This window comes from Pseudoalteromonas sp. P1-11 (assembly GCF_001399995.1).
In the GTDB taxonomy this organism is placed as follows: Bacteria; Pseudomonadota; Gammaproteobacteria; order Enterobacterales; family Alteromonadaceae; genus Pseudoalteromonas; species Pseudoalteromonas atlantica.
The window spans coordinates 64,658-79,695 of sequence record NZ_LJSP01000012.1 but is presented as its reverse complement, the minus strand read 5'-3'; the positions used below and the strand labels follow the sequence as shown (position 1 = coordinate 79,695).

Annotated in this window: 15 protein-coding genes; 7 read left to right on the top strand and 8 right to left on the bottom strand. The window is 42.2% G+C overall.

Going from position 1 to position 15,038, the window contains the following annotated elements; all coding sequences use genetic code 11:
* Positions 1–79: 79 nt before the first annotated feature.
* Positions 80–496, top strand: a complete 417-nt coding sequence (locus AN390_RS16490) for a CBS domain-containing protein (RefSeq protein WP_055255405.1) — start codon at positions 80–82, stop codon at positions 494–496.
* Positions 497–542: 46 nt separating this feature from the next.
* Here the strand turns inward: AN390_RS16490 and add are convergent, their stop codons facing one another.
* The 8 genes from add to cyaY form a co-directional block, all read right to left on the bottom strand.
* A complete protein-coding gene (add, locus tag AN390_RS16485) occupies positions 543–1,544 on the bottom strand; it encodes an adenosine deaminase (RefSeq protein WP_055019972.1) in 1,002 nt (333 codons plus the stop codon).
* 138 nt (positions 1,545–1,682) lie between these two features.
* Positions 1,683–4,373: a CHASE domain-containing protein gene (locus AN390_RS16480; protein WP_055255404.1), complete on the bottom strand. Its 2,691-nt coding sequence runs from the start codon at positions 4,371–4,373 to the stop codon at positions 1,683–1,685.
* A 46-nt stretch (positions 4,374–4,419) separates the two neighbouring features.
* Positions 4,420–5,529 carry a heme biosynthesis HemY N-terminal domain-containing protein gene (locus AN390_RS16475; RefSeq protein WP_055255403.1) on the bottom strand — a complete coding sequence of 370 codons (1,110 nt, stop codon included), beginning with the start codon at positions 5,527–5,529 and terminating at the stop codon, positions 4,420–4,422.
* Positions 5,526–7,358, bottom strand: a complete 1,833-nt coding sequence (locus tag AN390_RS16470; RefSeq protein ID WP_055255402.1) for a uroporphyrinogen-III synthase — start codon at positions 7,356–7,358, stop codon at positions 5,526–5,528. The genes AN390_RS16475 and AN390_RS16470 overlap by 4 nt, the downstream gene beginning before the upstream one ends.
* Positions 7,359–8,297: a hydroxymethylbilane synthase gene (hemC, locus tag AN390_RS16465; protein ID WP_055255401.1), complete on the bottom strand. Its 939-nt coding sequence runs from the start codon at positions 8,295–8,297 to the stop codon at positions 7,359–7,361.
* 35 nt (positions 8,298–8,332) lie between these two features.
* A complete protein-coding gene (locus AN390_RS16460) occupies positions 8,333–9,268 on the bottom strand; it encodes a DUF2914 domain-containing protein (protein ID WP_055255400.1) in 936 nt (311 codons plus the stop codon).
* A 21-nt stretch (positions 9,269–9,289) separates the two neighbouring features.
* Positions 9,290–9,946 carry an alpha/beta hydrolase gene (locus AN390_RS16455; RefSeq protein WP_055255399.1) on the bottom strand — a complete coding sequence of 219 codons (657 nt, stop codon included), beginning with the start codon at positions 9,944–9,946 and terminating at the stop codon, positions 9,290–9,292.
* A complete protein-coding gene (gene cyaY, locus AN390_RS16450) occupies positions 9,943–10,266 on the bottom strand; it encodes an iron donor protein CyaY (protein WP_004588977.1) in 324 nt (107 codons plus the stop codon). The genes AN390_RS16455 and cyaY overlap by 4 nt, the downstream gene beginning before the upstream one ends.
* Positions 10,267–10,414: 148 nt before the next feature.
* On the opposite strand from cyaY, the gene lptM reads away from it, so the two are divergent.
* From lptM to AN390_RS16420, 6 genes are all read left to right on the top strand, one after another.
* The gene (gene lptM, locus AN390_RS16445; protein WP_055255398.1) at positions 10,415–10,606 is read left to right on the top strand and encodes an LPS translocon maturation chaperone LptM; all 192 of its coding nucleotides are present in this window, start codon (positions 10,415–10,417) and stop codon (positions 10,604–10,606) included.
* Positions 10,607–11,860: a diaminopimelate decarboxylase gene (gene lysA, locus AN390_RS16440; RefSeq protein WP_029773748.1), complete on the top strand. Its 1,254-nt coding sequence runs from the start codon at positions 10,607–10,609 to the stop codon at positions 11,858–11,860.
* Positions 11,861–11,924: 64 nt separating this feature from the next.
* The gene (gene dapF / locus AN390_RS16435) at positions 11,925–12,755 is read left to right on the top strand and encodes a diaminopimelate epimerase (protein WP_004588980.1); all 831 of its coding nucleotides are present in this window, start codon (positions 11,925–11,927) and stop codon (positions 12,753–12,755) included.
* A complete protein-coding gene (locus AN390_RS16430; protein ID WP_024032071.1) occupies positions 12,752–13,363 on the top strand; it encodes a DUF484 family protein in 612 nt (203 codons plus the stop codon). Before dapF ends, AN390_RS16430 begins: the two co-directional genes overlap by 4 nt.
* A complete protein-coding gene (locus AN390_RS16425; RefSeq protein ID WP_055255397.1) occupies positions 13,360–14,304 on the top strand; it encodes a tyrosine recombinase XerC in 945 nt (314 codons plus the stop codon). Before AN390_RS16430 ends, AN390_RS16425 begins: the two co-directional genes overlap by 4 nt.
* A gap of 10 nt (positions 14,305–14,314) precedes the next feature.
* The gene (locus AN390_RS16420) at positions 14,315–15,022 is read left to right on the top strand and encodes an HAD-IA family hydrolase (RefSeq protein ID WP_055255396.1); all 708 of its coding nucleotides are present in this window, start codon (positions 14,315–14,317) and stop codon (positions 15,020–15,022) included.
* Positions 15,023–15,038: the final 16 nt, after the last annotated feature.

Sequence of the window (15,038 nt, the reverse complement as noted above, 5' to 3'; positions counted from 1 at the left end):
CTTTAATCAGTATAAACAATTTCCTAAATTCCTATCTATAAACCATACTTTGTATAGAACATCAGCGGGAGAGACCCAAATGTTAAATACAAAAGTAAAAGATTTTATGCAACGTAAGTTGCCACACATTACCCCAAATACCGAAATGACCACCGCCATTAGTGAGCTGCAAAAGTTTAACTTATTAGGTGCACCAGTATTTGATGACAATAAATCGCTGGTTGGCTTTATATCTGAGCAAGAGCTGTTAAAACCATTAATGCGAAGCAGCTATTTTTGCGATGGCGTTGTAAAAGTTTCGCAGCTTATGCAAACCGATGTTGTAACCGTTAATGCCGATACCAACATTATCGAGCTTGCTGAGCAAATGAAAACAGGAAAGCCAAAAAACTACCCCGTTGTTGAGGGTGATACCGTGATAGGGCTGATTGGCCGAAGCGATGTATTAAAAGCACTGTTTGATAATTACGTGAGCTGCCAAACAAAAGTAAGCTAACATAAAAAATGCCGCTAATAAGCGGCATTTTTTGTATTAAGTGTGTTTAACGTGCTGCAGCAAGCGCAGTTAATGCGTTTTTATCGCTGTCGCTTAAAAATGCAATCTCTAAGGCATTAGCTTGTGCCTTATGCATATCGGCTTGTGTTAAACCCGCCTTTGGCGCAGCCACTAAATATTCATGCTCAATTTCAATGCCCTCTACAGCCGGATCGTCGGTATTAATACACGCTAAAATACCGTGATCTAAAAACTGTTTAAGAGGGTGTTTAGCTAAATCGTTTACGGTACTGGTTTGAATATTACTGGTTAAGCACGACTCAATACCAATGCGGTTATCGCGCAGGTAGTCCATTAATTTAGGGTCTTCAATTGCTTTTACCCCATGACCTATACGGCTTGCACCTAATTCATTAATGGCTTGCCAAATACTCGCTGCGCCCAGCGCTTCACCGGCATGAATGGTAGCGGCCAGGTAAGCGTCTCTTACTTGCTTAAATTGTTCGACAAAAAGCTCTCCCGGAAAACCAATTTCATCTCCGGCTAAATCAATCGCCACTAAATCATTTTTAAAGGCAAGTAATGCGTCAAGCTCCTGCTGGCAGGTTTTAACACCGTAAGTACGCGACATAATACCAATTAAGTTTGCTTTAATATTTGCGCCTTGCGTAGCCGATTTAATACCATCAACCACGGCCTCAACCACCCCTTGCGGGTGTAAGCCTTGGCTTTGTGCCATATAATACGGGCTAAAGCGAAGCTCTACATAATCAAGTCCCTGAGCTTGAGCATCTTCTATGTTTTCAACGGCAATGCGTCTACAGGCGTCGTAGTCGCCCAGTACCGTTACACCCCAGTCGAGCTTTTGCAAAAACGCCATTAAATCAGGCTCAGGATCAATAACTTGCACATGAGGGATAAGCGCCTCTACGTTATCAGCAGGTAGCGTAATATTAAACTGTCGACCAAGCTCTAGTATGGTTTGCGCACGTACATTGCCATCTAAATGACGATGAATATCTAGCAGAGGTAATTTTTTATTTATCATAATAGCGACTCGGTTAGGTTAAAATTGCGCGCATGATACGCAGGTACAGTTATTTTTCAAGTGTAGAGCAGTTAAAGTAAATATTAGCGGTCATATGTCTGCTTTTTACTCAAAAAGTGAACAAAATTAGGTTTTTGTTCACTTATTTTGATGAGCTAAGTGATGCCAGAGTGTTTTGAATAAGGTATTTGCTTCAATGGGTTTAGTAATATAATTATCCATACCGCTGGCAACTGCTTTTTTAACATCGTCATCGTGGGCATTAGCAGATAAGCCAATAATAGGTAGGTCAAACAAACCAAGTTCATTACGAATAACTCGCGTGGCTTCAAGGCCATCCATTTTTGGCATTTGTATATCCATAAGCACAATGTCGTAGGTATGCTCTGTCAGCTTTTCAATCGCCTCAAAACCATCATTAGCAATATCAGCAACGCACCCTTTGGTTTTTAAAATAGCACTCGCGACGTGCTGATTTAATGGGTTATCTTCAACAAGTAATAATTTATAATCTGCAAAAGAAAGCGTACTAACATCTATCTCATCATATTGTTGCTTTATTTGCTCAGCCTTTGGTAGCGGCGAATAAATTGGCAGGCTAAAAGTAAACGTAGAACCGTGCCCTTCGTGGCTTATTAAATCAATTTCTCCGCCCATCAACTCTACAAGCTTTTTGCATATACTTAAACCCAAGCCCGTGCCGCCATATTGACGCGAGGTAGAGCTATCTGCTTGTGCAAACGGTTTAAAGAGCTGTTTTTGTGCCTCTTTACTAATACCAATACCGGTATCGTTAACGCTAAAGTAAGTCATTTTTTTAGATTGCCACACTTTAAGCGTGATGCTGCCTTTGGCTGTAAACTTAATGGCATTATTGATTAGGTTTAGCAAAACTTGTTTTAAGCGTATTGGGTCGGTGTTAATAACCAAGTTACTTGATTTATCGTAATCAAGCATAAATTCTAGCGACTTTGCTTCTATATCAAACTGCAGTAAATTAGCCACTTCTTCACTGAGTGTGCCTACATCAATTGGCTCTTGAATTAAATCAAGTTTGCCTGCTTCCATTTTAGAAAAATCGAGCACATCATTTAATACTCTAAGCAATACGCCTAGTGCCCCATCTGCTTGCTCAATATAGCTGCGAGCTTGCTGCCAATCGTTTTGCTGTAGGGCTAAATAATGCAGCCCTTTAATACCATTAATAGGCGTGCGAACTTCGTGGCTCATATTTGCTAAAAACTGGCTTTTTATTTCATTGGCTTCATCGGCCTTTTGCTTTTCTAAGCGTAAAATTTTTGTTTGTTTTGCTACCTGCTCACGTATACGAATATTGGTACCCGTTACCGATATTAAAAAGGTAATAAGCAGCCAAACAAATAACATGCCGGCTATTTGTGCAAGCCAGTAAACTAACCATGACTCTCGTTGCATTGGCTGATGCAGCTCCACCTGCCACACCCGCTTACCTACCAATAACTTATAGTCTTTTAACGGCAATAGTTGCTGGTGATCGGCAATAAAAATAGGCTGTGCATTATTCTCTGTCGTGGTGTCTGTAAAGCTCACTGCAACGCCGTTGTTTTGATCAAATAACACCGCGTTTGATAGTCTTTCTAAACTAACAACGGCTACCACAAAACCTTTAAAATCGTCTTCGGTAATATTGTTGCCAAACACCGGATGAAAAAACAACACGCCGCGCTCAGCTTCGTTTTGTACTAAATTTATTGGCTCACTGATCACCAGCTCATTTAACACTTTTGCTTTTATTAATGCAGATCGCCTTACCTCATTTGAGGCAAGATCAAAGCCAATTACGTCTTCATTTCCCGACAAAGGATGTGCGTATTGTACGGGGTAGTAAAAATCTCGTGGGGGTGCGGCCTGCCAACTGCCATCTTTTGCTCTTTCTTTTAAGTTATATTTAGCCAGCTCGGTGTTGTTATTAGCCTCTATATACTGAGCTAAGTTTTCACTTGGTAAGTAGGGCACCCACTCAAATGCTAAAATTTCTTCGCTGTAACTAAGCTGCTTAGAAGTAAACTGCTTAAATTCAGTAAAGCTCACATCGTCACTACTAGAAAAAAAGGTCGCCAGTAAGGCGAGGTGTGCGGTTATTTCGTTAATTTTATTGTTGATAGCATCTTGAGTGGCTAATATTTTCAGCTCTTCTTTTTGAATGTTTTTTTCTTTTTTTACACTGGCCGCGCCATAAAAACTAATACTTATAACCATATAAATTAACAGTGAGGGCAGTATAACTTGTAGGCGATAATTTACCTGTGAATAGTTAAATGCCGCTAGCATAAGCGGAGTAAAAACAAGCACCCCAATACTGTCGCCTATCCACCACGCTATAAACGTATCCCAACCGGCTTGAGACACAATAACGCCATTAAAAATTAATAAGCTGGTGCCTACACCTGCAGCTATAACACAGCACAATGGGCCGGCAACAACGAGGCTTTGAATACAGTGTTTTAAAGAAGATAAGTCGAGTGGTGCTTTAATCACTTTAGTGACCAATTGGCTACCTACCCATGCTTGTAAAGTAGCAGCAAAGGTAACAGCCGCAGCATGCATAAATACACTTAACTGAAATATCGCTGAGGCGCTTTCTAAATGAATGAGGTTAGTAAAAAAAGCCCCTAAAACAATACCTAGTAAGCTCTTTCTGCCCCAAATTAAAAAGCCAGCAAGCGCAATTCCCGAAGGCGGCCACACAGCCACTGCGTAGCCATCTATCGCTAATAGTAAATTACTAAGATATCCGGTAAAAAAGTAAGCGCACGCTAAACTTACAGTGACAATGAAAAAGTGTTTCAACCCAATGCTCCCGAATATCAAAGCTGCAAAAGTATAAGTGTAGCCTTTATTGATACAAAACGAGTGCTTTATCGGCTTGTGCGGTATTTTTATAGCTAAGAGCTGCTTGCTGAGCAAATTGCTTTTTGTTTTCGATATTCAAGGCTTTATCAAAAACCTTTGCGGCTAACTCATAATCGCCTTGGGCATTAGCTAAACACGCAAGCGAGAGTAATAATGCGTTGTTTGCATCATCTTTTTTCAGGCGCTCTTGAATACTACTTTGAAGCTTTACAGCCTCTGCCGAGGTGGCGTTACTTAATATATTAGCCAGCTGAGCATGTTGCTCGTCGTGCTTCACCATTTTAATTAAGTCACTTTCAATCGCACTTAACTGGCCCACTTTAGCCATTTGAATTAAGTAAGCTGTATTAGCATGAGCTTGTAGCTTTTTAGGAAGTTGTTTATATTTTTCAGTGATTTTATCGCTAACTTGTGCATTAAAATAGGCATTAAACAGCTGCGTCCACTGCGCATCGTTGAGGACTTTTTTGCGAAGTAAACGCGGTAAAAAGTCTTCAAGTGCACTAAAGTGCTGTTGCTGTACAAGTATTTCGGCGTATAGCTTAAGCTCAAGTGGTGTCGCTTTTTTTGAATCGCTGTTTGCACGCATTTGTGATTCTATTGCGCTGCTATCGCCACTGGCTATCCAAAGTTTAGCAACGTTAAGTTGCTGCTCTGGGCTAATTTCAAATAAACGCTCTAGAGCTTTGTCGGTTTGGTTATTAGCAAGCGCTGCTTTTGCTAATAGCGCTAAGCGTATATCTTCAAACTTACTGGGTACACTATTACCTGATAACGTTTGCTCAACAAGCTCGTAATCATCGTTTATCGCACTCCATAAGGCTTGCTCTATAGCTGCTTGCTTTCGGTCTTCGCTACGCGCAAAAAATCCATGTTTAGTATTATGATAAATCGACAATAAATAGCGCACTAATTTGTAAGTTAAAAACAAAATTGTTGCACTAATTACCGCCATAATACAAAACGATACAATCGTGCCTTCAATCGTGGTGTTGTTAAACGAGATCAGCACATAGCCTTTTTCATCCAGTACAAATGGCGTAATCGCTAAAACTAAAACAATCGCAACAATTAATACTATAAGCCCTATCATTGCGCCCACTCCTTAACCTGCTGCGTACTTTGTAGGTTTACTTCAGGGTTAAAGTTTAATGGCTCTTTTTCTAGGCTAGTTAGTGCATTTATAACCACTTTTGTCGCCTCGTCATCTTGTTTAAAGTACTCATTAACAAGACGCTTTGCCTCACTTATGGCACTAAAATAAATGCTCGCTTGTTTGCTCATTAATGCATCTTGAGCTTGCGTCACATTTAATTTAATACGTTGATTAATTAAGTGGCGCTCCTGATCGGTTAGCAGTGGCTCTATAGCAACCCCTTCGTGCTGGCGAATAGTAATAAAGCTATCAACTAGCTTGTTCCAGCTATTACTTAGGTTTTGCTGCCAATCGCTTACATCTTCACTCAAGGCATTTTTTTCAATTTCTGCTGCTTCTTGCGGTATGTTAACGGCATTAAATGCAAGCTTATCTATGTTTGATAACACACTATTAAGTTTTAAGTAAATGGCTTCTGTTGGGATAGGTTTTAAGCTATCTAGTGTTTGAATGTCTTGTGTTATTGCTTGACGAACTGCAACAGTACCTGGGTGTTCACTCAATAAGGCATCTAAGCGTTTAAGTACAGCGCTGGCACCTTGGTAATCTTTTTCAGCCCACAGTTTAAACTCAGCCATACGTTGTAAGCTGGTTACTTCTTGCGGGTTTAGTGAAGCGCCTTGCTGCTGAGCTTGTTGCAATGCTGCTTTTAATTGTTGCTGGTTACTCTCTGCACTTTCATTAAGCGCAGCTGCCACTTTTTGCTCACTATTGAACAATGCTTGCTGAAGATTAGATTGCGCCGACTTGAGCGCCTGTAACTCTTGTGACAATAACGCGTTTTCTTCTTTTAGTTCATTAACAGCTACATTTTGGGCTTTACCTGCATTGAGTTTTTGGTAAAACTCATACCCCACACCACAGGCAACAATAAGCGAAATGATCAGCGCTAATACCGCTAATTTACTTATTTTTTGCTTATCGTTATGTGGTTTACTGTGTGCTTTAGCTGCCTCTTTTTTTTGTGCAGAGGCCGCTGCCTTAGTGGTTGGTGTATTATCTGCCGTTACTGGCTTTGACTGTTCGCTCATCTTGCTACCTTGCTGTTTTATGCAGGAAAACATAGCGGTATCGCTTGCCCCTGCGGCAATGTGTATATTAGCCGAGCTTACCTGTTGCTGTTGTAAATAAGCGGCTATACGCTCGCTAGCAACATAAAATCGGCACTGTTGTAACCACTGTAACTGTTGTTCAGTCAGGTTATTAAATATTGCATCAACTGCTGCATTACTGGTTATGACTATACCTTGTACTTTCAGGCTTTGCCAGTGGTCTGTCCAGTTGATTTTTTCAGCGCTTATTGGCTCGCGCTTGTATACCACACAGTTATTTAAAAATGCCCCACGCGCCTTTAAGGTTTTGGCAATATCAGGGCGCCCCGCTTGGCCTTTTACTAATACAATATTGCTACCATCAACCTCAGCTAACGAGTTTAGCGCCAATAACCCTTCAGAATCATGTAGCTTAGGCACTGCTGCTCGCACGCCAAATAACGCATAAATAGTATCTGCAGTTTGCTGCCCTACTGCGTAAAATTGCGCTTTGGTATTTATTGTTGGCTTTAATTGCGCAAGGGCAGTAACGGCATCTTGAGAGATAAAAATAATTTTATCGGCATTAATTAGCGGGCTTAGCTCGGTAGTAGAAGGCGTAAGGTAGGATATTTTTAAAACAGGAAATAATGACGCCTGATAACCCGCTTGCACAAGTTGCTGAGCAAGGGCTGCGCCTTTTCCTTCGGGCCGAGTTATCAGGATATGTGTCATTTATGCGTCTCTATATACTTCTGCTAATATTTTGTCGGCGCCTTGCGCTAATAATTTTTTAGCAAGCTGCACACCGATAGCTTCTGCATCATTTATATGACCGGTTACTTCGTCATGTAAAATTTCACTACCATCTACCGCACCCACTAAGCCGCGTAAATGCACTTGCTCGCCATCAACTAATGCGTAGGCACCAATTGGTACTTGGCAGCCACCTTCTAAATGACGATTCATAGCACGCTCTGCATTTACACGAATGCGTGTTTGGGTATGCTCAAGTGGGGCCAATAAGGCTTTTGTTACTTCATCATCAATGCGACATTCAATGCCGACTGCACCTTGTCCGTTAGCAGGTAGAGATACCTCAGGCTCGATATAATCAGCAATACGCTCGTCCATTTTTAAACGTAGCAGTCCGGCTGCGGCTAAAATAATCGCATCGTACTGGCCATCATCTAGCTTAGCTAAACGAGTATTAACATTACCACGTAAGTCTTTAATGACTAAATCAGGGCGCAAAGCTCTAATTTGGCACTGACGACGAAGGCTAGAAGTACCAACTACAGCGCCTTGTGGTAATTCGCTTAAATTGGCAAAGTTATTTGATACAAACGCGTCGCGCGGGTCTTCACGCTCACAAATTGTGTGCATTGCTAAGCCTTCTGGAAATTCAACGGGTACATCTTTCATTGAATGCACAGCAATATCCGCGCGGCCATCTAACATTGCTTGCTCAAGCTCTTTAACAAACAAGCCTTTACCACCAATTTTAGCAAGCGGTGTATCTAAAATAATATCCCCTTGAGTAGACATAGGGACTAATTCTACGCGCACATCAGCATGAAAATGCTCAAGCTGTGCTTTTACAAATTCAGCCTGCCAAAGCGCTAAAGCACTTTTACGGGTTGCAATGCGTACTAACTTTGTTTTTTCTGTCATAGGGGTATCCAAATAGTTACAGCTAATAGCCAAGCTTAATTAGCTAAAATTCTAAATTCTTTTTGAGCAATTAAATTACCTTGCTCATCAACAACATCTACACGCCAATGGCCTGTTTGTGTATTCATAATATTTTTGGTTGAGTACGTTCTGTAGCGCGGCGAGGTAACATTAAGTGAAATCTCAGCCATGGTTTCACCCTCATAAGACCATACATGCTTTACTTGTTGGCCTTGTAGGTTTTTAAGCTCACTAAAAAACGAAAGTGCCTCTTCAAACTGATTTAAGCGGATATCTGCAGCAAATACATTAGTGGGCTCGCGCTTACTTACTTTGCGAGTAAGCACTGCACGGCTAATTTTACCTGTATCAATTTGTGCGCCCAACGCAACACTGGCAATGTGCGCATTAGATGAAAAACCTTCACTGCTAGTTAGCGAGCCGTCGTCGTTTTCAATATCTGGAAGCTGCCCATTGGGGGATGCGCTTAACTGCGTGCTAGTAAGCGGCTGATTAGCGATAGGCTCAGCGAGTTCGGTATCTGATTGCTCAATAACAGAAACTTGATTGCTTTGAACGTTAGCAATTGGTTCTATATCCGTTTGCTCATTATTGCTTTGCGCTAACGAAGTATTATTAACGCTTTCATCCTCAAGCACCGCTGGCGCAACATCTGCTATATCATTTGTAAGCTCATTTGGGCGCGCTTGCTCGTCATTTACACTCACCGTGGGCTCAACATTATCTGCTGTGTTGTCGCTTAAATGTAAATATGACGATTGCTCATTAGGTTGCTCGCCCTGCTCGGCATTTACCGAGCTAGTTAAGCCATACACAACCGCTGCCGAGGTCATTGCTACCAACATAGAAACACTCGCAATACGACGCCAATGCCACTCGTAGCTTACATTAGGTACACTATTTTGTGGTTCGCGTTTTACATTTGCTTTAATAACTATTTTTTGACTCATATTGACCTCAGCGGCTCCAAATTAGCTTAAACGGGCAATTAACCATTGGCGAATAGCTTGCAGTTCTTCTGCGCAAACCTGATGAGCCATAGGGTATTCTTGCCAGCTTACATCCATGTTATGTGCTGTTAATACTTCAAACGCACTTCTACCCGCGCTATGCGGCACTACATTATCTTGGCTGCCATGAGCCATAAATACATTTAAATCAGTATGCTTTGCTTCTTGCGCTAGCTTTTCAGGCACGCACATATAAGTAGACAGCGCCATAATACCTGCAAGTTTGTGCTCAAATCGCGGCGCTAAATGTAAAGACACCACGCCCCCTTGCGAAAAGCCCGCCAAAATAATTTTATCGGCAGGTATACCATTTTCAATTTCTTGATTGATCAGGGTTTGCACTTTTTCGGCTGAATCTCTCACGCCTTGTTCATCGGCACGTTTGTCTAATTCTATAGATTTAATGTCGTACCACGAGCGCATTTCCATGCCACCATTTATGGTGACCGGTTGAATAGGCGCATGCGGAAAAATAAATCGTATACCAAGCTCACTGGGTAAGTTAAGTTGCGGTGCAACCGGTGCAAAGCCATCGCCCGAGTCGCCTAAACCATGTAACCAAATAACAGTGGCTTTGTGCTCACCTTGCGCTGGATATTGTGCAAACTCTAAACTCATAAGCTTGATTGCCACTTAATTTCTTGGCCAGCTTGGCGAGTAGACGCTTGGTTCATAAACTCCCAAAACTCTGCACCCGAGCGGTTATCAATCCACTGGCCGTCACGCATTTCAAAATGGTGGCCATTAAATTTAGTCGCAACCCACACTTGATGCAAAGGCGCTTGTTTGTTAATTACAATTTTACTTTTATCAGGGAAAATTATTTCTAAAATACCCTCTGCCGATTCGTAGTCTAAATCTGCTTCGCAATCATCAACTTGCTCTTCAATTGTGAACATAAGAGCTTCGGCTAATTGGTGATATTCGTGTTCAGTCATTGTAATTTTCCTTTGCAGGCGAGCTGCCTAATATTGGGTACGGTTTATATACAGCTAGTGTAACAGGAATAAAATCATCCGCGAATAGCTGCATTTTTTAGATATTCTGTTACTCTGCGATTATAAAGCCAGCAACCGTATTAATCTAATGAAAGCGACACATACCTTACAATTAAAACGACTATATATAAGTACTTTACTGCTAAGTGCATTAGCTGGCTGCGGCCAAAGTGGGCCTTTGTATTTACCAGAGCAACAGGCTGAGCAAAACACACCCCCTAATACAGAACAGCCAACGCCCGTAAAAAAAACCAACACAGAGCAAGTGCAGGAGCAATAAATGGATTATTTTAACTATCAAAACAATCAATTATTTGCCGAAGATGTCAGCATTGCCACAATTGCTCAGCACTATGGTACGCCGTGTTATGTGTACTCGCGTGCTACTTTTGAGCGCCATTATTTAGCCTTTGCAAATGCCACTAAAAATCATAAAAGCTTGGTGTGCTACGCAGTTAAAGCTAATTCTAATATTGCAGTATTAAATATATTAGCGCGTTTAGGCTCAGGGTTTGACATAGTGTCCAAAGGTGAGCTGGCGCGTGTAATAAAAGCTGGCGGTGATGCCAGTAAAGTGGTGTTTTCAGGTGTGGCTAAAACCGCCGACGAAATTGCTTATGCACTAAAGTTAGGTATTAAATGTTTTAACGTTGAATCGGCCTCAGAGCTTGAGCGTATTTCTGAGGTAGCGTGCGAGTTAAATTTAGAAGCCCCTATTTCTATTCGTGTAAACCCTGATATAGATGCCAAAACACACCCGTATATTTCTACCGGTTTAAAAGAAAACAAATTTGGTATCGATATTCAAACGGCTGTGAGCGTTTATCAGCATGCGGCGTCTTTACCTGGTCTAAAAGTCACTGGTGTAGATTGCCACATAGGCTCGCAATTAACTGAGGTTAAACCTTTTTTAGAAGCGCTTGATAAGCTAATGGCATTAATAGATGAGCTTAAAGCAAATGGTATTGAGCTTACTCATTTAGATATTGGCGGCGGGTTAGGCGTTCCTTACAATGATGAACAGCCACCTCACCCAAGTGAATATGCTGCGCAAGTTACCGAGCGCTTAGCCAATTACAAACACCTTGAACTTATTTTTGAGCCAGGGCGCGCTATAGCCGCTAATGCTGGAATTTTAGTTACGCAGGTTGAATTTATTAAGCAAAACCAGGATAAATTTTTTGCCATTGTCGATGCGGGTATGAACGACATGCTTCGCCCTTCGCTTTATCAGGCATGGCAAAAAATCATTCCTGTATCGGTGCGCGATGACGACACTCCAACACACAACTTTGATATTGTGGGCCCAGTGTGCGAAACCGGCGACTTTTTAGGAAAAGACCGCGAACTAGCGCTTAAGCAAGGCGACTTATTGGCGCAGCGAAGTGCTGGTGCCTATGGTTTTACAATGAGTTCAAACTACAACTCTCGCCCACGCGTGGCCGAAATAATGGTAGATGGTGAGCAACACCACCTTATTCGCCAACGCGAAACCATCGAGAGCCTTTATCAAGGTGAGAAAATTTTACCATAAACGTTTTTGTTAAGGCGCTGCTCTGTGGCATGATTAGCGCAGAGCAAACCCGAATTAGAGCGCTATGTTAGTTAATTTTTCCAAAATGCACGGCTTAGGCAACGACTTTGTTGTAATTGATAACATTACACAAAATGTATTTTTGTCTCGCGATCAAATCAAAAAACTGGCTGATCGCCACTTTGGTATTGGCTTTGACCAATTACTTATGGTTGAAGCCCCTTACTCCCCTGATCTCGACTTCCATTACCGTATATTTAATGCCGATGGCAATGAAGTAGAACAATGCGGAAATGGCGCACGCTGTTTTGCCCGCTTTGTGCGCATGAAAGGCTTAACTAACAAGCACAAAATTAGTGTCTCGACTAAGTCGGGCAACCTCACGCTATACATAGAAAAAGACGGCCAAGTGACGGTAAACATGGGCCATCCTAATTTTGAGCCGGCTAAAATCCCGCTTAAAGCCAGCAAGCGAGAACTTACTTATATAATAAGAGCTCAAGAGCACACTGTATTTAGTGGCGCTGTGTCTATGGGTAATCCGCATTGCGTGTTAGAAGTTGACGATATAGCTACCGCACAAGTTGAGGTGCTTGGCCCACTGCTTGAAAACCACGAACGTTTTCCAAATCGTGCCAATATTGGCTTTATGCAGGTGGTATCGCAAGATCATATTAAACTTAGAGTGTGGGAGCGCGGCGTTAGTGAAACCCTAGCGTGTGGCACGGGTGCCTGCGCAGCAATGGTAATTGGCCACATTCAAAGCAAACTTAACACCACGGTACAAGTTGATTTACCCGGCGGCACTTTACAAGTACGTTGGAGCGGCGAAGGTCACCCTGTCCGCATGACCGGCCCAGCCGAGCATGTATTTGATGGGCAAGTTGCCTTATGAGCGAGCTAACAAAAGAGCAAGTCGCTGAGTATTTGGCGCGTCACCCTGATTTTTTAATAGAGCAGCCAGAGCTGCTTGCACAACTTGAGTTACACCACAAAACGCAAGGTGCCACCTCGCTTGTGCACATACAACAGCGCCAATTGCGCGAGCACAATACTCAGTTAAAAAATCAAATACACAGTATGAGCGAACACGCTACGCAAAATGAGCTAGTGTATCGCTTGTTTAGCCAATGCCATCGCCAACTGTGGACAAACTACGACTTTAATACGCTTGCCGCAAATTTGCGCAATATTATTTGTACCAGCCCACACATTAGCGAGTGTAGGTTGGTTAAATACAACAACACTTTAGATGGGCTTATTGAGCACCGCCTTAGCCAATTTGGGCACTACTTAGGACGCGTTAATCAGCAAGAGCGTGAGCTATTATTTTGCGAAAACACGCAATCTTCTGCTATTTACCTTATTGGTTGCGCTGAAAAACCCGTCGCTATATTGGCCTTTGGCAGCCATGATGAAAACCATTTTGAACCCGCACAAGATAACCTATTCGTGCTTGATTTTGTTCATGCATTGCAACTTAGGCTGTTGGAATTGGCATGAGCGACGAGACGCCTAACACTGAGCAATTAAGTGAGCATTGGCGTACACCCATTCATTTATTTAGTGACTATTTAAAATACGAAAGACAGTACTCAGAGCACACTGTAAATCAATATGTTAGCCAACTAAACTTTGCCGCCCTGTATTTTAGTAAATTATGTGATGACTGGTTTGGCGTACAAGGCGAGCATATTCGCCGCTACAGCATGGCGCTTCGTTCAAAGCAATTAAGTGGGCGCACCATTAGTTTAAAATTAAGCTGCATTCGTAGTTTGTATAAATTTTTAAAAGCCAAAAACATTGCTCAGCACGCGCATTATCATAACCCAGCACAAGGCATTAAAGGGCCTAAATTTTCTAAGCCTTTACCTAAAAATCTCGATGTAGATCAGATGGCGAGCCTGCTAGAGATTAACGATGACGACCCATTAGCCATACGAGACAAGGCTATGATGGAGCTTATGTATTCATCTGGGCTGCGTATTAGCGAGTTAGTTGGCACCAACTTACTCGATATAAACGCCGCAAGCGGCGAAATATTAGTCAAAGGTAAAGGTAACAAAGAGCGCCTCATTCCCGTAGGTCGTAAAGCGCTCACAGCGTTAAAAAATTGGCTCAACATACGGGGGCAATTTGCAAAGCCTGACGAAATGGCGGTGTTTTTAAGCAGTAAAAAAAATCGTATTTCGGTTCGCCAAGTTCGCTTACGCATGCAAGAGTGGGGAATAAAACAAGGCATTAGCTCACAAGTGCACCCGCATAAACTTCGCCACTCGTTTGCCTCTCATATTTTAGAATCATCTGGCGATTTACGCGCTGTGCAAGAATTATTAGGGCACAGTAGTTTATCGGCTACGCAAGTATATACGCATTTAGATTTTCAGCATTTAGCAAAAGTGTACGACAACACTCATCCGCGTGCTAAAAAACAAACCGATTAGGAATGTAATTATGATCCGATTTAATCGTGCTCCTCGCCCTTTTTCAGTTATGAGCTTTGATTTAGACGACACCCTGTACAATAACCACCCTATAATAAAAGCCGCGGTTAAAGCCCAGCAAGATTACTTATACGCGCTACCCAGCTACTTACAAAAAGGCCCAAAATACTGGCAACAATGCCGCAATGAGGCCGTAATACAGTTACCTGAGCTTGCTGATAATGTAACTAAATGGCGCCAACATACGCTACGCTTAGCCCTTTCAAAGCTAGATTTAAATGAGCAAGAGGTAGAGCATCATGCCGATGCTGCCTATAACGCCTTTGCCGATGCGCGCAGTAAAATAGTGGTAACCGACGACGTACTAAAGCTGCTAGATAACTTAGCCCAGCACTTTACGCTGGTTGCAATAACCAATGGCAATGTTGAAATTGAGCGCTTTAACTTACGCGATAAATTTGAGCTGGTATTGCAAGCTGGTATGCACGGTAAAGCCAAGCCCCACGGTACACTGTTTGATAAAGCCGCCGCACACTTAAACGTGGCTAAAAGTGAAATTTTACATATTGGCGATAGCCTAGATACCGACGTACAAGGCGCTAATAATGCAGGCTGCCAATCGGTTTGGTTAAACGACCAAGGCGCTGCTTATCACTACAAAGGCCTTGCCGATGTTGAAATTGCGAATATTCATGCCTTAGCGCACTTTATCAAATAGCCTAGATAGAACGAAG